This window comes from Mesorhizobium sp. M0437 (assembly GCF_040321335.1).
Lineage (GTDB): Bacteria > Pseudomonadota > Alphaproteobacteria > Rhizobiales > Rhizobiaceae > Mesorhizobium.
Genome location: NZ_JAMYRK010000004.1, coordinates 43,592 through 63,897 on the forward strand (window position 1 = coordinate 43,592; position 20,306 = coordinate 63,897).

Sequence of the window (20,306 nt, forward strand, 5' to 3'; positions counted from 1 at the left end):
GGTCGCACTTTGCTGTCGCCGACCGTATCGGGCCAGCACCCGCACGAGCTCAAAAAATAACTTGACTCAAATACTCAGATTTGAGAGCCCCTTCCGTCAATGTACGGAAGAGTGGAGACGAGTTGATGCGGAAACGGACGATGACATGGCTCCTGGGGTTATCACTGCCGGGCAGCGTTGCCCTGCTCGGCCTGTCCGGGCCGGCTCACGCTCAGGACCAGGGCGGCGTCACGGTTCTCAACAAGATCGAGGTCGATGCCGAGAGCGACGAGATCCTCGTGCAGGACGGCTATGTCGCCAAGAAGGACCGCATCGGCACCAAGACCGACACGCCGATGGTCAAGATTCCGCAAGCCGTTTCGGTTGTGACGCAAAAGCAGATCGAGGACCAGAAGCCACGCACGCTGAACGAATCGCTCGGCTATGTCGCAAGCGCCAATCCCAACAGCTTCGGCTTCGACACCCGCTACGACGCCTTCTTCCTGCGCGGCTTCCAGGCCTTTTACAACGGCATGTTCCGCGACGGGCTGCGCCAGTACAACGGCCCCTCGGCCTGGTTCAAGACCGAGCCCTACGGCATCGAGGGCGTCACCATCCTGAAGGGTCCGGCCTCCTCGCTTTACGGCATCAGCGGTCCGGGCGGCATCGTCAATCTGGTCACCAAGCGCCCCAAGGAAGAACAGTTCCGCGAAATCGAAATGCTGCTAGGCGAACACAATCGCTTCCAGGCCGCACTCGACGCTTCCGGCCCGGTGAACGACGACGGCAGCATTCTTTACCGCTTCACCAGCCTCGGCCGCACCAGCGACACCGACCTGCCCGGTTATCCCGACGACAAGATCTATCTGGCGCCGGCCGTCACCTTCAAGCCGGACGAGGATACCAGGCTGACCATCCTCGGCGAATATTCGAAATCCGTCACCGGCGGCACCGCTGCCTTCTACAATTCAGGCGGCGCTCTGACGAACCTCTACGAGGGCGATCCCGCCTGGAACGACTTCGACCAGACCCAGGGCCGCATCGGCTACGAGTTCGAGCACCGTTTCAACGACGTGCTGACGGTCCGGCAGAACCTTCGCTACAGCGCCGTCGACAGCGACATCGAATATAGCGGTCATTACCCGGACGGCGTGGATCTGAAACGCTATTGGGGCCACTACACCGAGACCATGAAGAACTTCGTCGTCGACAACATGGCGCAGTTCGAATTCGATACCGGCCAGGTCAGGCACACGGCGGTAGCCGGCATCGACTACGCCTGGTCGAATTATGACGCCGGCAGCGGTATCTCCTACGTTTCCGTCGGTGACATCAAGGCCGCTCCGGTTCCTTACTCTGGCGGGCAGGAGATGAACCAGCTCGGCGCTTATCTGCATGACCAGATGGAGTGGAACGATTTCACCCTGTTCGCCAGCGGTCGCTACGACTGGGCCGACACCACCTCGACCGCCGCCGACTTCACCAGGTCCAAGCAGGACGACAGTGCCCTTTCCGGCCGGCTCGGCCTGTCCTACCAGACCGAATGGGGCATCACGCCCTATGTCAACTATTCGACGTCGTTCTCGCCCAATATCGGCTTCGTCTATGACGATGTCAGCAGCCCGATCGGTCGCGTCGCCCGTCCGACCATCGCGACGCAAAAGGAAATCGGCGTCAAATACGAGTTTGCCGATTACAACGCCGCCGTCAGCGCCGCTCTGTTCGACATCGACCAGAAGGATGGCGTCGTCTTCGACGCCTCGACCGGGATCAACAAGCAGCGCCAGCTCGACCTGAACTCGCGCGGCGTCGAACTGGAAGCCAGCGCCTCGCTCGACAACGGCCTCAGCATACTCGCCTCCTACACCTATCTGCGCGTGAAAATCGAACGCGGCGCCACGGGAACCGCAGGCAAGGAACTGTCGGCGACGCCAAATCACATCCTGTCGCTCTGGGGGCAGTACCAGTTCGAGGACGGCACGCTGCAGGGGCTCGGGCTGGGCAGCGGCGTTCGCGTTGCCGGCTCGAGCTATGGCGACGACACCAACACCTTCAAGAACGACGCGCGCGCCTTCGTCGACGCCTCGCTCTCCTACGATTTCGGCTACCGCAATCCCAAACTCGAGGGCGTGAAGCTGCAGGTCAACGCCAAGAACCTGTTCGACACTCAAAAATCCATCTGCTCGGCCGGCTATTGCTACCGCGACGAGGGCCGCTCGCTGTTCGCCAGCCTGCGCTACCGCTTCTGATGTCGATCGCCGTTTCCAGCCGGGCATCGACGCCTGTCGCGATCGTCCTGGCGATCGGCGGGCTCTACGTCGCGCAGAGCGTAATCGGCGGCATCACCTGGGCGGGCCTGCCGGCGGTGATGCGCGACCAGGGCCTGCCACTCGACCGGATCGGCCTGGTCTCGCTGATCGCGCTGCCATGGGCGCTCAAGTTTCTATGGGCGCCGGCCGTCGAGCGCTATCGGCTGCCGCCGGTCGGCAAGAACCGCACCGGCACGATCGTCGCCGCCGGTGGGCTCGTGTCCATCGCCGGGTTGTGGGCCGTCGGCGCGCTCGGCCCGGAGGCCTGGTGGCCGGTTCTGGCCTGCCTGACCATCGTCGCCTTCGCCGCCTCGACCGTCGACATTGCCTGCGATGGTTTCGCCGTGCAGAGCCTGGCCAGGGAAAACCACGGCTGGGGCAATGCCGCGCAGGTCGGCGGCGCCTATCTCGGCTCGGCCATCGGCGCCGGCCTGTTTCTGCTTCTGGTCGACATTTTTGGCTGGCGCATCGCCGTTTGGGCGATGGCCTTGCTGCTCCTGCCGCTCGGTCTGCCCTTCCTGCTCGGCGCGGCCAGCCGCGCGCGCGAGGAGACGCGCGAGCATGTTCCCAGCCTCCTCGACGCGTTGAAGCGTCCCGAAATTCGGCGCGGCCTGGCAGCGTCGGCCATCTATGTCCTGGCCCAGAAGGCGGCACTCGCCATGCTCGGACCATTCCTGATCGACGCCGGGCTCGACCTCCCGATGGTCGGACTTGTCAACGGCGTCGGCAGCATGTTCGTCGGCCTGGCTGCCGCACTCGCCGGCGGCGCTCTCGTCAAATGGTTCGGCCCGCGCAACGTGCTCGTCCTGGCGCTTTTCCTGCAGGCCGGATCGCTGTTCTTCTTTTCGGTCTTCGATCTTCTTGGTGGCTTCTCGACCACCGCTTTGATGGCCATCGCGGTGCTCAGCTCGTCCGGCTTCATGGCTCTCGGTTTCGTCGCGCTTTACGCGCAGTTCATGCGCTGGTCAGATCCAAGACAGGCGGGCGTCGACTTCACGCTGTTCCAGTGCATGGACGCACTGATGAGCATGGCCGGCGGGATCGCGGCCGGCTACGCAGCGCAGTATTTCGGCTATGGCGCGTTCTTCGCCGGCGCCGGCCTCGTCGCGCTGCTGGCGGTGCCGGCGATCATCATCGTATCCGACCGCCGGTGACCGCGGAGCATCGTCGCGCACTATTCTTCGCCACCGTCCGCCGCTTGCGCCCCGCGGCGCCAGTAGGCGGTGACCAGATGCCGGTCGCGCGGCACACCCCATTCCTTGCGGACGATCCTGCGGATCTCGCGGAAATCGCCGAACTCGCATCCGGCCCAGACATAGAGATTGTCGGCAAGCGCGGTGCGGTTCCGCTGCCGCAGCACCACCGGCAACAGGCTGGCCGTGCCGGCCTCGCGCCCATGCCGATAGAGCCAGGTGACGGCAACGGCCTCGCCCGCGGCCAGCGGCATCCGATCGTCGGGACCATCGACCTCGATGAACGCTTCGGCGCGGGTTGACGGCGAAAGCTGCTCCAGGATCCTGCCGATCGCCGGAAGCGCGGTGTCGTCGCCGAGCAGCAGCAGGTTTTGCGCCTCGGGCACGCCACCTCCGCCCGGTCCGATCATGCCGATGATCTCGCCGGCAACTGCCTTTTCGGCGAAAGCGGCCGCCGGCGTATCCATACCGGGGTGGAGGACGAAATCGACATCCAGCCAGCCGCTTGCGGCGTCCAGTGCCCGGATCGTGTAGACCCGCACGACGAGCGCGTCCTCGCCCGACGGCCAGACCATCAGGCCGTCGGCGCCCATCGACGGCCACACCGGTGGCCTGCCGCGCGGCGGCAGCAGCAGCCGCACATGCAGGCCGCCACGGCCAAAGCGGCCGAGTTCGTTGCTGGCGAAGCGGACGCGCTGCATATGCGGAGAAATCCGCGTCGAGGACAGCACCGTGATCTCGCGGAAGAACACCGGCGGACCGGCATCGCTGCCGTCGCCCTGCCAGGCGATGCCCCTGGTCGTGCCGAGATGTTGCGAAAAATGGCCGGCGACCGCCATCTTCATGTAGGACAGGCAGGTTTCATCCTCGGCCGCGACGCGGATCAGCACGTTGTCGTCACCGAGCGTCGCCTTCAACGAGCCGTAATGCGTGCGAAATTCCCAATGATCGGCAAGGCCGGTATCGATCTCGGATTCGCCATGCTCGGCGCGCAGCCTGTCCATCACCGACCGGATAGCGGCACCGCTGATCCGGGTTTGCGCACTCAAATGCTCCATCGCTCAGCCTTTCGATGCCGTTGAATTCGAGATCGCCATACGGCGTCCTCGCCACGCCGGAATGCCACAGCCGGCCTGGCGTTTCCACTAAAAGATGATAAATAGAGTCATGTTTTTGGCATCAAGCCAATGAGTCCCGCGCGAGCAACGGCGGCCGTGGCGGCGAGGTGGCCTAAACGGCCCTCAAAATGTCCTTCAGCTAATCACCAGGCTGGAGATGCGGTCGCCGTCCAGGGTGAACGCCATGTCGCCCTCGCCGTTGAAGCCGTTGCCTGTGACAGCGATGCGGACCTTGTAGGTATCGCCCGCCGGTTCGATACGAATGATGCTAAGTTTGGACTGCACGCCGATATTGTCCGACTGGTTCCAGCGCGCAATCTGCTCGCGGCCCTTGAAGGACCGGCCCCAGTCACTCAGGAACGAATCGGGCGTGAACGTCTCGAGGAAAGCTTTGGTGTCGCCGGCGTTGGTGGCTTCGACAAAGCGGCGGATGGCATCGGGCGTGGTCATTTCCTTCCTCCAGGTGGCCTAATCCAGCCGGTGCATCAGATCGTCGTCCAGCCAGCGGGCGAAGAAATAGACCAGTTGCTTGTGCCACCACGGCCAGTCATGGGCGACATCGCCGCCCCAGTAGTCGACCCAGGCCGGAATCGACTTGTCACGCAGGATCTGTTCCAGCGCCTGCGTGTCGGCCAGCATCCGTTCCTCCCAGGCACCCTGCCCGCAGCAGAAGATCAGCCGCAGCGCCTTCAGCCTGACGAGCAGCCCCGGATCGACGATACCCGGCAGGTAGTCGAGCGGCGAGTTGAAGAAAATCTGTCCGTCGAGCGCGCTGCCGAAGAAATCGTGGGTGGAGTAAACCCCCGACAGCGCGATGACGCCGCTGGCCAGTTCCGGAAAGCGGAAGACGAAATTCGACGAATGGTAGCCGCCCATCGAGCAGCCGCAAAACAGCGGCTTCAGCGTACGCCCGCCATTGGCCTCGGCTGCGACAGACAGGAGTTCCGGCAGCGCCTCCTCGCGCACATAGCGGAAATACGCTTCATGCCGGGCGATGCGATGGGCCGGCTCGGCGTGGCGGTCGAAGAAGGATTCCGCATCGATGCCGTCCAGCGTGAACAACTGGATGCGACCGGTGTCGACGAACTCGGCGAGAGCCGAGACGGCGCCGGAATCCTCGAACTGGTAGAACCGCCCTTGCGAAGTCGGGAACACAACCACGGGTCGGCCGGCATGGCCGTAGCGCTTGTATTCCATGTCGCGGCCGAGGTTGCGGCCAAAACCCTTGTGGTAGGAAACGTCCATCGCCTCACGCCTTTTCCGCATGGATGTAGTCGACCGCCCGGCGCAGCGCCTTCGGGTCGGTGGAGCGCAGCTGATAGGCGTAGTTTCCCATGGCGCGGCTGAAAACCTCCTCGATGGCGTGATGATGGACGATCATGTCGCCATGGGCGGCCAGCACGTCGGCATGGCTGTGCACATAGTTGAGGTGCCGCTTGCGGCTGGCATAGGCGGTGAAATACTTGCCCCTGTAAGGGCCGCCGGCGGCGTCCTTGACCACCATGTCGGCCCAGGCGGCATAAACATCGATATCGAAGGTGTAATTGATGGCATTGGTCATCCAGGCGCCAGGCGGCCGCATGTTGACCTCCAGCGCGATGACCCGGTCGTCCCTGGTTTCGAACAGCTCGATGTGGAAGAAGCGCTCGCGCACGTCGAACGCCTTGAGGATTTTCCTGCCGGCCTCCTCGACCGCCCGGCTGATCTCGGGAAAACAGACATAGCTCATATGGCGGTCGCGGTTGACCACCTCCATGACGCTCTGGTCGTAGCGGTGGCTGGCGGCCAGCACCACCTCGCCGTCGCGGTTGACCAGCCCGTCATAGGTCACCACCAGTCCTTCGATGAATTGCTCCATGACGAAGCTGACGCCTTCCGGCTTGTCCCTGAAGAAGCTGTCGAGTTCGCCGGCGTTGGAGATTTTGAAAGTGTTCGAGGCGCCGGAGCCCGAATCCGGCTTCACCACCACGGGATAGCCGACACGTCGGATGAAGGTCATGGCGCCGGCGCGGTCGGAGCATTTGCGTTGCGGGATGGTTTCGACGCCGCTCTTGCGGAAGAACGCCCGCATGCGGCTCTTGCGTTTCAAATTCTTGACGAAGTCGAGCTTGGTGCCGAAGATGTTGAAGTCGGTGCGGATATTGGCTTCCAGCTCCAGCCAATGCTCGTTGAGCGATTCGAACCGGTCGACGCGGCCCCATTTGTGGATGAAATGGCCGATCGCCCGGAACACCGGCTCGTACTCCTCCATGTCGTCGATGCGGTAATATTCCGAAAGGGCTGCCTTCAATTTGCCGTCCAGCGCATCGAACGGCGCGTCGCCAATGCCGAGCACGGTGGCGCCGGCCTTCTTCAGCCGGTCGCAGAAATCGGCGCCATTGGCTGGAAAATGCGGCGAGAAGAACACGAAGTTCATGGACGATCCCTCCCGGCGGCGAGCCATCGCACCCCGCCGACAATCGACTCTGGCGCATTTGCCGGGCTCGGGGAAGAGCAACTGGATCAGGTGAGCGGCTGGACCCGCGAAAGGTGACGCCAAAACCGTGAAATAAAAACCCGCCTCGACAGCGGGTCCTCGGCGCCAGTCAGCACCATACTCAAATTAGTAGCATAGCTGCCGGCACAAAGCAAGAACAAAGTTGCTATAATCAGGAAAAATCGCTTCATGTCGGCGCCGCGCCTTCATTGCAGCTTGGGTTCCTCTCTCCCATTTCGCGACGGCGCGGAACCCCGGTCTTGAGGCTGGATCGGCAGCTTTCTGCGACAGCGAGGCCCCCACTTGCCTCGCTTTGCCCGCTCCTGTATGAAATCCGCCATGAGCCTGCGCGCCACCTCTTTTGCGTCCCGTCCGACCGGCATTGCCGGCCAGACCGTTCGCGCGCTCGCCTCCACCCTGCTGCTTCTCGGCCTTATCGGCGATCGCCGGGTTCGCTGAAGGAGCGCCCGGCGGTCGAATTCGCCGCTCACGCGCACGCTCCTTGGCCAGTTACAAAATTGGCACGTCACATCAAGCGAACGAAATTCTGGTAAAGGCGCCGCTCGCCACCAATCCGCCTGAAGCTGGATCCGCGAGCCGCCGGGAGAAAAGACGATGAACGCACGAGAAGATATCCGTCTGAATGTAGAGGAAACCGCCAGCCCCGCGAGGGGCATGCCGGATGCTGCCCGGAAGTACCAGCCCTATCCGACCGTCGGTCTTGCCGATCGCACCTGGCCCTCGAAAGTGATCGACAAGGCGCCGATCTGGTGCTCGGTCGACCTGCGCGACGGCAACCAGGCGCTGATCGATCCGATGGGCCAGGAACGCAAGGCGCGCATGTTCGCCCTGCTGCTCGACATGGGCTTCAAGGAGATCGAGATCGGCTTCCCGTCGGCCTCGCAGACCGACTTCGATTTCGCCCGCTGGTGCATCGAACAGGGCAACGTGCCCGCCGACGTCTCGCTGCAGGTGCTGGTGCAGTGCCGGCCGGAACTGATCACCCGCACTTTCGAGGCGCTGAAGGGCGCCACCAACCCGATCGTCCATTTCTACAACTCGACCAGCGAATTGCAGCGCCGCGTCGTCTTCGAGAAGGACGTCGCCGGCATCAAGCGCATCGCCACCGATGCGGCCAAGATGATCACCGACATGGCGGCCAAGGCCGGCGGCGGCTACCGTTTCGAATATTCGCCGGAGAGCTTTACCGGCACCGAGCTCGAAGTGGCGCTGGAGATCTGCAACGCCGTCACCGAGATCGTCAAGCCGACGGCGGAGAACAAGCTGATCATCAACCTGCCCTCCACGGTCGAGATGTCGACGCCCAACATCTATGCCGACCGCATCGAATGGATGTGCCGCAATCTCGACGAACGCGAGAACCTGTTGATCTCGCTGCATCCGCACAATGACCGCGGCACCGGCATCGCCACCACCGAACTCGGCCTGATGGCGGGCGCCGACCGCGTCGAAGGCACCCTGTTCGGCAACGGCGAGCGCACTGGCAATGTCGACATCGTCACGCTGGCGCTCAACATGTACACGCAAGGCGTCGATCCCGGGCTCGACTGCTCCGACATCAACCGCATGAAGGACGTCTACGAATACTCCAACCAGCTGAAGATCCCCGAGCGCCATCCCTACGTCGGCGAGCTCGTCTACACTGCCTTTTCCGGCTCGCACCAGGACGCCATCAACAAGGGCATGAAGGCGCTGCGCAAGGCCAACACGCCGCACTGGGAGGTGCCCTATCTGCCGATCGACCCGGCCGATGTCGGCCGCAGCTATGAAGCCATTATCCGCATCAACTCGCAGTCCGGCAAGGGCGGCATCGCCTATGTGCTGCATGCGGATTACGGCCTCAACCTGCCGCGCAACCTGCAGATCGAGTTCAGCCAGGCTATCCAGGCGATCACCGACTCCGAAGGCAAGGAGGTGCCGGTCAAGCGCATCTACGAGCGCTTTCTCGACACCTATGTCGACCAGCCCGGCGCGCGGCTGAAGTTCCTCGACCACCACACCTATCCCGACACCGAGGTCAAGGGCCGGCGCGTGGTCGAGGCGGTGATTCTCGACAAAGGCAAGGAGGTGACCATATCAGGCACCGGCACCGGCCCGATCGACGGCTTCGTCGATGCGCTGTCGCGCCATGTCGGGGTGCCGATGTCGGTGCTCGATTATTCCGAGCATTCCATGCAGCGCGGCTCGAATGCCTCGGCCATTTCCTATGTCGAGATGGAACATCCGGACGGCAAGCTGTTCGGCGCCGGCATCAACACCAACATCGTCGCCGCCTCGCTCGAAGCCGTGCTTTCGGCCGCCAACCGCATCGTCGGCCGAAAGGGCGGCTAGCCGGGACTGCCAGGCCCGCGCATCAGCCCACCGGAAATTTTATCCGGTGGGTACGCTATCGCACCATAAGCACATGCTTGTAAGGCGCCGCCAGCGCGATATGATCGTACCTCAACCTGTGCCGAATTCGAAGGGATCGACACTTGCAGCATACCACGCCTGCCGCCCCCGCAGTGCGCGAAACGTTGGAGCGATTGCTTGCCAGCGAAACGTTCGGACGATCCGAGCGCGCGCGCAAGCTGCTCCGCTACCTCGTCGAGCGCGAGCAGGCAGGCGAAGCCGACAGGCTCAAGGGCTTCTCCATCGCGATGGACGTGTTCGGCAAGGACGGCGATTTCGATCCGTCGACCGATGCGGTGGTGCGGGTGCAGGCCGGCAGGCTGCGCGAGCTGCTGCAGCAGTATTTCGCCAATGAGGGCGTTGCCGAACCGGTCCGCATCGCCATTCCGCGCGGCGGCTATGTTCCGTCCTACGAACTCAACGCCATTCGCTTGCCGGCGGAGGTGGAGCCCAAGGCAGAAAGCAAGCCGGAGCCGGCAACAGAGGAAGCGGCGACGACCGCCCCGCCCGGATCGCTGGAGGACGCCCGCAACCGGGCACATCCGGCTGCATTGCTGAGCGTTCCAGCCGTCGCCCCTGCTGCTCCTTCGCTGCAACGCCATTTGCAGTTCTTCTGGCTGGCGATCGCGCTGGTCATCCTCATGCTGGGTGTGCTGATCCTTCGCCAGGGCAGCGTGGTGTTGCTGACCGGCGGCGACACGGCGATCGAGACCGCGGTGGCGACCGGCAGCATAGCAGCGCCTCCGGTTGAAAACCTCCCCCAGGTCTACATCGCCATCAAGGCCGACAGCGACCTGGCTCGCCGTGTCGCCGCATCGCTGCGCGCCGGCCTCAGCGGCTTCGATACCATCAATTTCATTGGCCGTGATGCCGACAGCCCGCCCGATCCAGTAACCGACGCCGCCAGCTTTGTATTCGATGTCCTGCCCGGGCCGCGTAGCGGCGACATCATGCTCGAGCTGCAAAGCGTGGCGACCGGCCGCGTGCTGCTCTCACGCAACCTGACCGCCGGCGACAGCGCAAACACCGCCATCGAGGACCAGATCTCCGGCATTTTGAGCTCGGCTCTTCCCGCCTCGGGCACGATCTACAACTACATCGAGCAGAGCGGCATCCAGACCGGGCTGACGGCGTGTCTGGTGCTCAACGGCAAATATTATCTCGACCAGAATGCCCAGACGCACGAAGCCGCCTACCGCTGCCTCGAAGATCTTGCCAACCGGGAGGCGAAGTCGTCGCTCGTCTATTCGGAACTCGCGTCCTTGCATCTCGAAGCGGTCACCGACCACTATCCCTACCCCGCCGACGCGACGATCGACAAAGCCATGACGTTTGCCCATCGCGCCATCCAGATGGGCCCGACCAGCCCCTACGCGCACCGCGCCCTTGGTTACCTCAATTCGCGCATGGGCGATTCCGCGGAATCGATCCGCTGGATGCGCAAGGCCTATGAGCTCAATCCCTACGATCTCGCAATGGCCGCCGCCTATGGCTACGGGCTGGTTTTCGCCGGCAGGTACGGCGAGGGCACCCCGATCATCGCTCACGCGGTGGACATCGCCAGCGCCCATCCGACATGGTGGGATTACGGGCTGTTCGCCGGAGAGTTCATGATCGGCGACATGAACAAGGCGACGCTTGCCAGCGACGGCTTGCGAACGACGGAAATGAAATCGCATTATCTGGCGGCGCGGCTGATCGGCGCCAGGGCTGCCGGCCGCGAGAAGCTGGCGAGCAGGTTGCTGCAGGAACTGACCGCTAAATTCCCGAAATTCGCAGCCGATCCGCGCGCAACTTTCGTCGAACGAAGATATCCCGCCGATCTGACCAACCGGCTGGTGGAGGCCCTGCGTGCCGCCGGGCTTGGCGGCGCCAGCTGACGTCTCCCGGCGCGTGCACGACGTCAGGTGATCGCGAAGATTTTACTGGCCATCCGGACGGCCAAAGCGCAATTCAGACACAATTTGAACCGGCCAATCTGATCCCCCATAGGTCTGATCCCGCATAGGCTGATCTCCACATAAGTCTGACCTCCCGCAAAGACTGATCCTCGCATAAGACCGCCCCGGCATCCTGATTGATTCCGGCACCAAGCCATAAAGTTTGCATGACCCCATCCCTTTACGCTGCCGAACGGGGCGCCGGCCCGACAACGATCGCCTTCCTGCATGGTTTCGGTGGCTGCCACGACGACTGGCGCGATGTGGCCGAGTCTCTGGCGCCCGGCGCGCGGACCCTGGCCTATGATCTGCCGGGACATGGGCTGTCGCTCGATTTTCCGGGCGGCGGTCCGGCCAGGATTGCAGCCAGTGCCGTCCTTGCGGATCTTTCCGCTCGCGGGATAAAGCGGGTCCATCTCGTCGGTCATTCGATGGGCGGCGCGGTGGCCGCCCTGATGGCATTGAGCGAGCCCGAAAGAATGGCGTCGCTGACGCTGCTGGCGCCGGGCGGTTTCGGTCCTGAGATCAATGGTCCGCTGCTGCGTCGCTACGCCGCCGCTGCCGGCATGGATGAAATCCGCGCCTGTCTTGCCGCCATGTCGGGACCGCAAAGCCGGCTGCCGCAGCATAGGGTCGAACTCGTCAGCGAGATGCGCCAGCGGCCCGGCCAGTTGCGTACACTTGTCGAGCTCGCAGCCGCCATGACCAGGGATGATCGGCAAGGCGTCATCCCGAACGAGCGGCTTGAAACGCTGAATATGCCAATCATGGTGGTTTGGGGAACCGACGACGCGATGCTGCCCGTCAGCCAGGCGGACAGCGTGCCGAAGCATTTTCATCTGCACCACGTGCTGGAAGCCGGCCATATGCTGGTCCAGGAAGCGCCCGGCCTGGTCGTCGAGGCCGTCCGTCGCAATATGCGGCGCCGCAGCAGGCGACTTCGTCCAGGATTCGCCGCTGCGGCGAGCTGATCGGTCTTGGCGCAGGCACGGCGGCGGCGCTTGTGCTCATCCAGCGAACCCCTTGCCGGCCCATCGATCTCGCAAGTGCATTTTGCCGGCGGCTGTGTTAATTCGGTGTTAACCAAACCCGCGAGGCAACGCCGATGAAGGACGCAGGCGAGAACATCACCCAGATCGATCAGTCGCGAAAACTGTCCGATGCCATTCGCGACGTCAAGAACGCCTTCGCCGACCGCGACGACGTCGTCGTCGAGATGCGCGAAGCGCATCGCATGCGGCTCGATCTGCTTGCCGCCGAACTCGCGTCGGTCTTCGGCGACGTGCCCACCGACATGGACAGTTTCGACTTCGCCGTCTCGTCCGGCCTGCAGCCACGGCTGTGGATCGACGCCGTCAGCCATGTCGCCATGGGGCGCGACCGTCGCACCTACCGCTTTCTCAAGGACACGCGCATCGGCCGCGTCGTCCTCGCCGAATCGACCGAGATGAAGGTCGTTGCCGACCAGGTGACGCGCTATGTCGCCGAGCGCGTCGTCGAACGCCAGAGAATGATGGAAGGCGGCATCGAGCAGGCCGTCGCCGGCCTGAAACGCGCCCTGGTGGCGGAGGCTGAGCCGCCGCTGCATGTCGCTGCGCGCAGCAACGGCTGGTCGGCGTTCTTCTCGGGCCTCGGCCTGATCGCCGCCGGCGCCCTGGTCGGCCTGGCGATTTCGCTCGTGTTGTTCTGGGACCGCATCGTTGCAATGAAAATCAGCTTTTAAAGCATTTGCAGCCAAGTGATGTCACTTGGCGTCGCAGAGTGCGGCTGACGACCGGCGAGACGCTCCCATCTGAGTTCACCGCGCCTCGGCAAGCGTGGCCTCGGCCCCCACGCCAAGCTCCATTGTCTGCAGGTCGCTGGGCGGCAATGCCGGCCCGGTCAGGCCGCGGCGCGTCAGCCTGATCCGCCAATTGTCCTTTTCACCGTCGATGTCGAGCAGATTGTATTGCGCCGGCGCATGCGAACTGCCGGGCGCCTGCCCGGCGGCGGCGACCCCGACCACCGGGATTTTGGTCTTGCGGGCGCCGATGAAGAAGAGCGACGGCACATGCGAATGGCCGTGCAGCACAAGCTCGGCACCATGCCGGTGAAGAACCTTGTGGAAGCGCGAGATGCCGAACAGCCGCTTGTTCTGCGAAACGGCGCCGCGCACCGGCGGGTGGTGGATCATGATCACCCGGAACAGGCCGCTCTTGCCTGTGGCGTCGAGCATGCCGCGCAGCCTTTCCGCCTGGCCTTCCAGAAAGAAGCCGTTGGCCATGAAGGGAGCCGTGGCGCGCGCCGTGGAGACGCCGATCAACGCAACATCGCCGCGCACGCGCAGATACGGAAAGGTGTTGCGGTCGACCGGCGTATTGACGCCGTCGCCGGTCATCCACGCCGCCCAGGACCGGCAGGTCTTGTCGAAGGCGCCCGGCACATAGGCGTCATGGTTTCCCGGCACGACCGACACGTCATTGGGCGAGCCCAGCGTCTCCAGCCAGTGCTTGGCCATCTCGAGCTCACCGTCGAGCGCCAGATTGACAAGGTCGCCGGTGATGGCGAGATGGTCCGGCCCGCTGGCCTTCATGTCGGCGACGATGGTGTCGATGACTGCATCATGCATGTAGCGGCGGCGGTTGCGCTGCCAATTGACGTAACCGACCACGCGCTTGGAGGCGAGATCGCGATAGGTTACATCGGGAAGCGGCCCCAGATGGACATCGGAAATATGCGCGAGCCTGAACATCTTTTCTTCATAGGCGAGCCGCGCGCGGCTTTCCACTCACGGTTTCGCGGACGATGACGCCGGATCCGGAGCAAGCCCTGCGCCAGACCGGCTGGCCGGGCTTCAGGGCGAGGCTGTTTCACCTGTATTTCGTACTGCGGCGGCCGATGACGCTCGGCGTGCGCGGCTTGATCCACCACCGCCCCTCCAATTCCGTCTTCCTCATCCGCCACACCTATGTCCCGGGCTGGCACCTTCCGGGCGGTGGCGTCGAGTTGGGCGAGACGATGATCGAAGCGCTGACACGCGAAGTCTTCGAGGAAGGCAACATCGCGCTGACCGGACCGCCGGTGCTGAAGTCGCTGCATTTCAACCGCCGCGCCAGCCGCCGCGACCATGTCGGCCTCTATCTGGTCGAGGCGTTCAACCAGACAGCGCCCAAGCTGCCCGACCGCGAGATCGCCGAAGCCGGCTTCTTCCCGCTCGACCGCTTGCCCCAGGGCACGACACCGGCGACGCTGCGGCGGATTGCCGAAGTTTTGGGGGGGAATTCGGCATCGCCTTACTGGTAGATCATCTCTTCAACAGCTTTGGCTGCGTCGGTATAGACCGGCAGCATTCATTGTTCTCAGAGAGATAAATGCTGAGCGATGAGGAGAAAAAATGCAACACAGCCAAAACGATAGATTTAGAATCGCGCTCTATGTATCACTTTACACGGGAATTAATGTGATAACATTTTCAGTTATAGCGTTAATTTCGACAATAGTTCTTGGGATAGATCCATACATGTTAGCAAAAGTTGGAAGATTTATCCAATTCACAATACAATTAGTTGCGGCATTCGTGACATATTTCGTTTTTATAAAGCGACATGCTCAGCTTTTTACTCGCACTGAATTCTGGAAAATGGTCGGATTCTCAACCCTGATAGAAATGATTTTGGGAATGGCTGTGCTTCTGCCGTCGGGATTGTTACGCGCAATCCCGCCCCAGATGTCGGTCGTGATCGTCATGATCAGCGGCATCGTTGCGTTCCTTGCAACGTCGCTCGGCTACTCCAATCGATTTGGAAGTACCATATTGAAAGCTGAACTCGTTAGAAGGGCAAAGATGGACTCCGAGACCTTCCGCTAGATCGCTGATTTCACGCCGCCTTCCTGAACCTGTCCCGGTCATGCGGCGCGCCGTAGTCCAGCTCCGGCCCGACCGGCACGATGCGCGTCGGGTTGACCGTCTCGTGGCTGCCGTAATAATGCGACTTGATGTGGTGCAAATTCACCGTGCCGGCGACGCCCGGCACCTGGTAGAGATCGCGCAGGTAATTCGACAGGTTCGGATAATCGGCGATGCGGCGCAGATTGCACTTGAAATGGCCGACGTAGACCGGGTCGAAGCGGACCAGTGTCGTGAACAGCCGCCAGTCCGCCTCGGTGATGCGGCCGCCGACGAGATAGCGCTGCCTTGACAGACGGTCCTCCAGCGTGTCGAGCGCCGAGAACAATTCGCCGAACGCCTCCTCGTAGGCTGCCTGCGTGGTGGCGAAGCCGGCACGGTAGACGCCATTGTTGACCGCGGGATAGACCAGCGCATTGATCGCATCGATCTCGCCGCGCAACGGTTGCGGATAAAAATCGAGCCTGGCATCGCCCCATTCGTCGAAGGCCGAATTGAGCATGCGGATGATCTCGGAGGATTCGTTGGAAACGATGGTCTGCTCGCGTTTGTCCCACAGCACCGGAACGGTGACCCGGCCCGAATAGCCGGGATCGGCCCTGGTGTAGATCTGGTGCAGGAAATCGAGGCCGTAGAGCGTGTCGCCGGTGGCGCCGTCCTCGGCCAGGAACGTCCAGCCGTCGGCGCCCATGAAATGATGGACGACCGAGACGGAAATCACGTCCTCGAGTTTTTTGAGCACGCGAAAGATCAGCGTCCGATGCGCCCACGGGCAGGCGAGCGAGACATAGAGGTGATAGCGGCCGGGCTCGGCCTTGAAGCCGCGTTTTCGCCCTTCGACCGGCGTGCCGTCGCGGGTCACCCAGTCGCGCCACTGCGACTGTGCCCGCACGAACCTGCCGCCGCTCTCCCCGCTATCGTGCCAGCGGTCCTGCCATTGGCCTTCGACTAGCAATCCCATGCAATATCCTTTCGCGTTCCTGCTCGATGTAGGGCACCAAGCGGCGCCGCGGAAATCCCCGATGCTGAACAGATCGTCAACGGCTGCGTCGTCGAGTGCGCGTCGGCTGCGCGGGCCAATTGCGGCGGCTGAAAATTGGTGCTAGCGGACATCCGCATGTTCGACTTTGCCGTGATCCGGTTCGACCGACGACGAAAGAGCGCCCGCGCTTGATGAAGCGCTGACTGGCGAACGCTGCCGCTTGCAGCAAACCTTTCCTCGCATACCGGAACGCAAAGACCATGAGCCTTGCCGACTTGAAATACCTGGCCGACGTGAAATACCTGCCGGAAACTCCGGCGCACGATCCTGAAATCGAAGCCATCAATGACGAGGCCTTCGGGCCAGGTCGTTTCGTGCTCGCCGCCTACAAGATCCGCCAAGGTGGCCCGCATGAACGGGCTTTGTCCTTCGTGGCCGTCGATGGCACAATCGTCGTCGCCTCGGTACGGATGACGCGCATCGCCGCCGGCGCTGGCCGCGCGCTGATGCTCGGGCCGCTCGCTGTGCGGCCGGCCTTCAAAAATTTCGGCATCGGCCGCCGGCTGGTGGCAATCGCGCTGGAAGCCGCCGCCAAGGCCGGCGCGCCGGCGGTGATGCTGGTCGGCGACGAACCCTACTACGGCCCGCTCGGCTTCAGGAGGCTGCCGCGGGGGCAGATCTCGATGCCGCGTCCGGTCGACCCCGACCGGCTTTTGGCGCACGAGATCGTGCCGGGCGCGTTGGCGAGGCTGGCGGGCGAGGTTTGCCACGCCGACCAGGCAAGGATTGCCGCGCACATCGCCGCGATGGCATGACCGTGCCGGTGCTGTCGCACGGTGGCTTGGCGGCATAGTCTGGGCACGGAGGAGGACGTCGAGATGAACCCGAACGGCCAGATTGCGATCGTCACCGGTGGCGGCTCCGGCCTTGGCGAGGCGACGGCGCGCGCTCTTGCCGCCGGCGGCGCCAGGGTAGCCGTTCTCGATCTCGGTATCGAGCGTGCGGCCAAGGTGGCGGCTGACATCGGCGGCATCGCCGTCCGATGTGATGTGAGCGACGCCGAGAGCGGTGCCGCCGCAGTCGCGGAAGCGGCAGAGACACGCTCGGCGCACCGCGCATCCTGGTCAATTGCGCCGGCATCGTTGTCGGCATGAAGACGATCGGCAAGGACGGACCGCATCCGCTCGATCAATACCGCAAGTTGATCGAGGTCAATCTGATCGGCACCTTCAACATGATCCGCCTGGTCGCCGACCGGACCGCCAGGCTCGAGCCGCTGCAGGGCGGCGAGCGCGGCGTCATCGTCAACACCGCATCGGTCGCAGCCTATGACGGCCAGATCGGCCAGGCCGCCTATTCCGCGTCCAAGGCCGGCGTCGTCGGCATGACGCTGCCGGTGGCGCGCGATCTCGCCCGCTCCGGCATTCGCGTCTGCACCATCGCACCCGGCATCTTCAGGACGCCGATGATGGCCGGCATGCCGCAGGAGGTGCAGGATTCGCTCGGCGCCGCTGTGCCCTTCCCTTCCCGTTTGGGCGAGCCTTCGGAATACGCGGCACTTGCCTTGCACATCATCGAGAACCAGATGCTCAACGGCGAGACCATTCGCCTCGACGGCGCCATCCGCATGGCGCCGAAATAAATGCGGTGGTGATGCCTTGGACGAACCCAGGAAAGACGTGATCCGCGCGACCGATGCCGAGGCGATCAGGCTGGCAAAGACGCTGATCCGCAGCGCCCGTTTCGGCGCGTTGGCAGTGCTCGAACCAGGAACCGGTTCGCCGCTGGCCAGCCGGGTCGGCGTCGCCACAGACATCGACGGCACGCCATTGATCCTGGTGTCGATGCTGTCCGCTCATACCGGTGCCATCCTTGCCGACCCGCGCTGCTCATTGCTCGTCGGCGAACCCGGCAGGGGCGATCCGCTGGCGCATCCGCGATTGACGCTCGTCTGCCGCGCCGTGCGGCTGGAGCGCGGATCGAACGAACACGCCCGCGCCGAGCGGCGCTACCTCAACCGCAACCCCAAGGCAAAACTCTATGCCGGGCTCGGCGACTTCTCGATTTTCCGGCTCGAACCGGAGCGCGCCAGCCTGAACGGAGGCTTCGGCAAGGCCTATCTGCTCGACCGCACCGATCTGGTCGCGACGGGAGCGATCGTCGAAGAGCTTGCCGCCGGCGAGCAATCGGCGCTCGACCACATGAACGCCGACCATCTCGATGCGATTGCCCTCTACGCAAGTCATTTCGGCGGGGCGGAGAGTGACGGCTGGATCGTCACCGGGTTCGACGCCGACGGGATGGATCTCATATCGGGCGACAATGTCTGTCGGGTTTTCTTCCCCGAGCCGCTGAGAGCGGCGCGCGACCTCAGGCCTGTCCTGGTTGACATGGCCAAGGCTGCCCGATCGGCAAATTAATCACAGCCGCACAGTTAATCGGCTTGCGTGGAAAGCAAGCCTTGAGATTTGAGCGAAATGTTCTACCTTTGCGAGTGACGCTGAATCGCTGGCGTGCATCTATAGGGAAAGTCTATGGAATCCGACGCTATTGCCCCCATAGCGGCGGATGAGCAAGAAGGCATGGGGGATCTATGGTCTCGAACAAACTAGTCGCCAACGCCGGAACCGCGGCTGCGTTTCTGACGCTGATGGGCAACGAAAAACGTTTGTTGATCATGAGCTATCTGGCCGAGGGCGAGATGTCGGTCGGCGCCATAGCCGAGAAGGTATCGCTCAGCCAATCCGCCCTGTCACAGCATCTGGCCAAGCTCAGGGCTTCCGACCTTGTCGAGACCCGCCGCGACCGGCAAATGATCTATTATTCCTGCAAGTCCGCGGCGGTGCGCGAATTGCTGCACATGCTGGACGGCATTTTCGGCGAAGGTGAACTGTCGCAGATGGCTCACCGGCTGCGTCGCGCCGGGACCTGAGCGGCCGAGGCGGAGAATGCCCCGCCAAGTCCGCCTTGCTGCCAAGTCCGCCCCTCCTGCCAAGTCAGCCTTGCTACTGAACGCGCTCGTCGGCGGCCTGCGCAATCTCGTCCTTGAACTCGACCTTCGTGCCCGGCTGCACCATGGAGGCAAGGTCTTCGGCATCCCAATTGGTCAACCGGATGCAGCCATGCGAAAAGGTCGTGCCGATCTTGCCTGGTTCGGGCGTGCCGTGGATGCCGTAGCTTTCGATGGAGAGGTCGATCCAGACCGATCCCACGGGATTGTTCGGCCCGGCAGCGATGGTGAAGGGCCGCTTGGTCTTGACCCCCTTGAAAGCGAAGTCCGGATCGTAATGATAGGTAGGGTTGTGCACCACGCGCCTGACCTCCGCCATGCCGCTTGGCGCCGGCTTCTCCTCGCTCCCAATCGAGGCCGGGTAGACCGCCAGCCATTTGCCGGCACGGTCGAGCACACGCACCAGGCGAGCGCCCTTGTCGACCTCGACGGTGGCGACGCCGGCGGGAGGGTCGCCTCTGCCGACATCAGGCACCACCAAGGTCCTGCCTGGTTTCCTGAGGCTGGTGCCCGGATTGAGCATTCGCAGCAATTGGTCGCTGACGTGGAAGCGCTCGGCCAACCTCTCCACCGCATTGCGGTAGCCGAGCCGCCGCAAGCGGGCCATCCTCTCCAAGCGAGCCGGAATACGCCTGGTGAAAGGTCCGCGCACATCCTTGCGCATCACCTCATAGGTCACCAGCACCGGCTTGGCGGAGGTTGCGATGAGTTTGCTCCAGGTTTGTGGACTGAGCTTGCCATCGGGCGGAAGTCCGTTTGCCGCCTGAAACGCGGCGACGGCTTTGGCGAAGTTCCGGGAAAGGCGACCGTCGATGAGGCCCGGCGAGAAGCGGGCGCGATCCAGAAGGATCTGCGCCTTCAGCAGCATCGGATCGACACCCTTCGGTTCGCCGATAGTGAATTGGGACTGATTGACGGTGGCTGGATCGAGCTTGGCCGCGCGGGCCACGCCGCATGCGAGGGCAAGTGTGGCGGCAAAGACGAGGAGGAGCCTGATCATC

18 protein-coding genes and 1 pseudogene are annotated in these 20,306 nt (G+C 63.3%); 11 read left to right on the forward strand and 8 right to left on the reverse strand.

What is annotated here, in order from left to right:
• Window positions 1-140: 140 nt before the first annotated feature.
• Together NKI72_RS03880 and NKI72_RS03885 are read left to right on the forward strand one after the other, a co-directional pair.
• Complete coding sequence (locus tag NKI72_RS03880; RefSeq protein ID WP_352835023.1) at window positions 141-2,228, forward strand: TonB-dependent siderophore receptor; 2,088 nt, start codon at window positions 141-143, stop codon at window positions 2,226-2,228.
• The gene (locus NKI72_RS03885; protein ID WP_352849936.1) at window positions 2,228-3,442 is read left to right on the forward strand and encodes an MFS transporter; all 1,215 of its coding nucleotides are present in this window, start codon (window positions 2,228-2,230) and stop codon (window positions 3,440-3,442) included. Before NKI72_RS03880 ends, NKI72_RS03885 begins: the two co-directional genes overlap by 1 nt.
• A 20-nt stretch (window positions 3,443-3,462) precedes the next feature.
• Here NKI72_RS03885 and NKI72_RS03890 read toward each other — a convergent pair whose 3' ends face one another.
• The 4 genes from NKI72_RS03890 to NKI72_RS03905 all read right to left on the reverse strand — a co-directional run bounded on the left by NKI72_RS03890 (window position 3,463) and on the right by NKI72_RS03905 (window position 7,015).
• Complete coding sequence (locus tag NKI72_RS03890) at window positions 3,463-4,539, reverse strand: siderophore-interacting protein (protein WP_352835017.1); 1,077 nt, start codon at window positions 4,537-4,539, stop codon at window positions 3,463-3,465.
• A gap of 195 nt (window positions 4,540-4,734) precedes the next feature.
• Window positions 4,735-5,049 carry a YybH family protein gene (locus NKI72_RS03895; RefSeq protein WP_352835014.1) on the reverse strand — a complete coding sequence of 105 codons (315 nt, stop codon included), beginning with the start codon at window positions 5,047-5,049 and terminating at the stop codon, window positions 4,735-4,737.
• Between the two features lie 18 nt (window positions 5,050-5,067).
• Complete coding sequence (locus NKI72_RS03900) at window positions 5,068-5,844, reverse strand: esterase family protein (protein ID WP_352620494.1); 777 nt, start codon at window positions 5,842-5,844, stop codon at window positions 5,068-5,070.
• 4 nt (window positions 5,845-5,848) lie between these two features.
• Window positions 5,849-7,015, reverse strand: a complete 1,167-nt coding sequence (locus tag NKI72_RS03905) for an ATP-grasp domain-containing protein (RefSeq protein WP_352849937.1) — start codon at window positions 7,013-7,015, stop codon at window positions 5,849-5,851.
• A gap of 675 nt (window positions 7,016-7,690) precedes the next feature.
• Here NKI72_RS03905 and leuA point away from each other — a divergent pair.
• From leuA to NKI72_RS03925, 4 genes are all read left to right on the forward strand, one after another.
• A complete protein-coding gene (gene leuA, locus NKI72_RS03910; RefSeq protein ID WP_352849938.1) occupies window positions 7,691-9,427 on the forward strand; it encodes a 2-isopropylmalate synthase in 1,737 nt (578 codons plus the stop codon).
• Window positions 9,428-9,570: 143 nt separating this feature from the next.
• A complete protein-coding gene (locus NKI72_RS03915; protein ID WP_352835007.1) occupies window positions 9,571-11,367 on the forward strand; it encodes a tetratricopeptide repeat protein in 1,797 nt (598 codons plus the stop codon).
• A gap of 227 nt (window positions 11,368-11,594) precedes the next feature.
• Complete coding sequence (locus NKI72_RS03920; protein WP_352835005.1) at window positions 11,595-12,398, forward strand: alpha/beta fold hydrolase; 804 nt, start codon at window positions 11,595-11,597, stop codon at window positions 12,396-12,398.
• Between the two features lie 134 nt (window positions 12,399-12,532).
• Window positions 12,533-13,150, forward strand: coding sequence for a hypothetical protein (locus tag NKI72_RS03925; RefSeq protein WP_352469693.1), 618 nt, complete (start codon window positions 12,533-12,535; stop codon window positions 13,148-13,150).
• 75 nt (window positions 13,151-13,225) lie between these two features.
• Here NKI72_RS03925 and NKI72_RS03930 read toward each other — a convergent pair whose 3' ends face one another.
• Window positions 13,226-14,158, reverse strand: coding sequence for a metallophosphoesterase family protein (locus tag NKI72_RS03930; protein WP_352835043.1), 933 nt, complete (start codon window positions 14,156-14,158; stop codon window positions 13,226-13,228).
• Window positions 14,159-14,211: 53 nt separating this feature from the next.
• Here NKI72_RS03930 and NKI72_RS03935 point away from each other — a divergent pair, with 53 nt between their 5' ends.
• A complete protein-coding gene (locus NKI72_RS03935) occupies window positions 14,212-14,709 on the forward strand; it encodes an NUDIX domain-containing protein (protein WP_352835002.1) in 498 nt (165 codons plus the stop codon).
• Between the two features lie 306 nt (window positions 14,710-15,015).
• Here NKI72_RS03935 and NKI72_RS03940 read toward each other — a convergent pair whose 3' ends face one another.
• Window positions 15,016-15,165, reverse strand: coding sequence for a hypothetical protein (locus NKI72_RS03940; protein ID WP_352540966.1), 150 nt, complete (start codon window positions 15,163-15,165; stop codon window positions 15,016-15,018).
• A gap of 119 nt (window positions 15,166-15,284) precedes the next feature.
• Window positions 15,285-16,274, reverse strand: a complete 990-nt coding sequence (locus tag NKI72_RS03945; protein ID WP_352834999.1) for a glutathione S-transferase family protein — start codon at window positions 16,272-16,274, stop codon at window positions 15,285-15,287.
• Between the two features lie 281 nt (window positions 16,275-16,555).
• On the opposite strand from NKI72_RS03945, the gene NKI72_RS03950 reads away from it, so the two are divergent.
• The 4 genes and pseudogenes from NKI72_RS03950 to NKI72_RS03965 all read left to right on the forward strand — a co-directional run bounded on the left by NKI72_RS03950 (window position 16,556) and on the right by NKI72_RS03965 (window position 19,227).
• Window positions 16,556-17,110: a GNAT family N-acetyltransferase gene (locus tag NKI72_RS03950; protein WP_352815212.1), complete on the forward strand. Its 555-nt coding sequence runs from the start codon at window positions 16,556-16,558 to the stop codon at window positions 17,108-17,110.
• Between the two features lie 63 nt (window positions 17,111-17,173).
• Window positions 17,174-17,937 (forward strand): annotated as a pseudogene (locus tag NKI72_RS03955) (SDR family NAD(P)-dependent oxidoreductase).
• 16 nt (window positions 17,938-17,953) lie between these two features.
• The gene (locus NKI72_RS03960) at window positions 17,954-18,715 is read left to right on the forward strand and encodes a HugZ family pyridoxamine 5'-phosphate oxidase (RefSeq protein WP_352834995.1); all 762 of its coding nucleotides are present in this window, start codon (window positions 17,954-17,956) and stop codon (window positions 18,713-18,715) included.
• A gap of 173 nt (window positions 18,716-18,888) precedes the next feature.
• Window positions 18,889-19,227, forward strand: coding sequence for an ArsR/SmtB family transcription factor (locus NKI72_RS03965; RefSeq protein ID WP_023679553.1), 339 nt, complete (start codon window positions 18,889-18,891; stop codon window positions 19,225-19,227).
• Between the two features lie 73 nt (window positions 19,228-19,300).
• Here NKI72_RS03965 and NKI72_RS03970 read toward each other — a convergent pair whose 3' ends face one another.
• Window positions 19,301-20,305, reverse strand: coding sequence for a L,D-transpeptidase (locus tag NKI72_RS03970; RefSeq protein WP_352469686.1), 1,005 nt, complete (start codon window positions 20,303-20,305; stop codon window positions 19,301-19,303).
• Between the last annotated feature and the right edge of the window lies 1 nt (window position 20,306).

What these genes read in the sequence shown, in the direction of transcription:
- NKI72_RS03880 (WP_352835023.1), top strand. Translation starts at nt 141, where the DNA reads ATGACATGGCTCCTGGGGTTATCACTGCCGGGCAGCGTTGCCCTGCTC.
- NKI72_RS03885 (WP_352849936.1), top strand. Translation starts at nt 2,228, where the DNA reads ATGTCGATCGCCGTTTCCAGCCGGGCATCGACGCCTGTCGCGATCGTC.
- NKI72_RS03890 (WP_352835017.1), bottom strand. Translation starts at nt 4,539, where the DNA reads ATGGAGCATTTGAGTGCGCAAACCCGGATCAGCGGTGCCGCTATCCGG.
- NKI72_RS03895 (WP_352835014.1), bottom strand. Translation starts at nt 5,049, where the DNA reads ATGACCACGCCCGATGCCATCCGCCGCTTTGTCGAAGCCACCAACGCC.
- NKI72_RS03900 (WP_352620494.1), bottom strand. Translation starts at nt 5,844, where the DNA reads ATGGACGTTTCCTACCACAAGGGTTTTGGCCGCAACCTCGGCCGCGAC.
- NKI72_RS03905 (WP_352849937.1), bottom strand. Translation starts at nt 7,015, where the DNA reads ATGAACTTCGTGTTCTTCTCGCCGCATTTTCCAGCCAATGGCGCCGAT.
- leuA (WP_352849938.1), top strand. Translation starts at nt 7,691, where the DNA reads ATGAACGCACGAGAAGATATCCGTCTGAATGTAGAGGAAACCGCCAGC.
- NKI72_RS03920 (WP_352835005.1), top strand. Translation starts at nt 11,595, where the DNA reads ATGACCCCATCCCTTTACGCTGCCGAACGGGGCGCCGGCCCGACAACG.
- NKI72_RS03925 (WP_352469693.1), top strand. Translation starts at nt 12,533, where the DNA reads ATGAAGGACGCAGGCGAGAACATCACCCAGATCGATCAGTCGCGAAAA.
- NKI72_RS03930 (WP_352835043.1), bottom strand. Translation starts at nt 14,158, where the DNA reads ATGTTCAGGCTCGCGCATATTTCCGATGTCCATCTGGGGCCGCTTCCC.
- NKI72_RS03935 (WP_352835002.1), top strand. Translation starts at nt 14,212, where the DNA reads ATGACGCCGGATCCGGAGCAAGCCCTGCGCCAGACCGGCTGGCCGGGC.
- NKI72_RS03940 (WP_352540966.1), bottom strand. Translation starts at nt 15,165, where the DNA reads ATGCCGCTGATCATGACGATCACGACCGACATCTGGGGCGGGATTGCG.
- NKI72_RS03945 (WP_352834999.1), bottom strand. Translation starts at nt 16,274, where the DNA reads ATGGGATTGCTAGTCGAAGGCCAATGGCAGGACCGCTGGCACGATAGC.
- NKI72_RS03950 (WP_352815212.1), top strand. Translation starts at nt 16,556, where the DNA reads ATGAGCCTTGCCGACTTGAAATACCTGGCCGACGTGAAATACCTGCCG.
- NKI72_RS03965 (WP_023679553.1), top strand. Translation starts at nt 18,889, where the DNA reads ATGGTCTCGAACAAACTAGTCGCCAACGCCGGAACCGCGGCTGCGTTT.
- NKI72_RS03970 (WP_352469686.1), bottom strand. Translation starts at nt 20,305, where the DNA reads ATGATCAGGCTCCTCCTCGTCTTTGCCGCCACACTTGCCCTCGCATGC.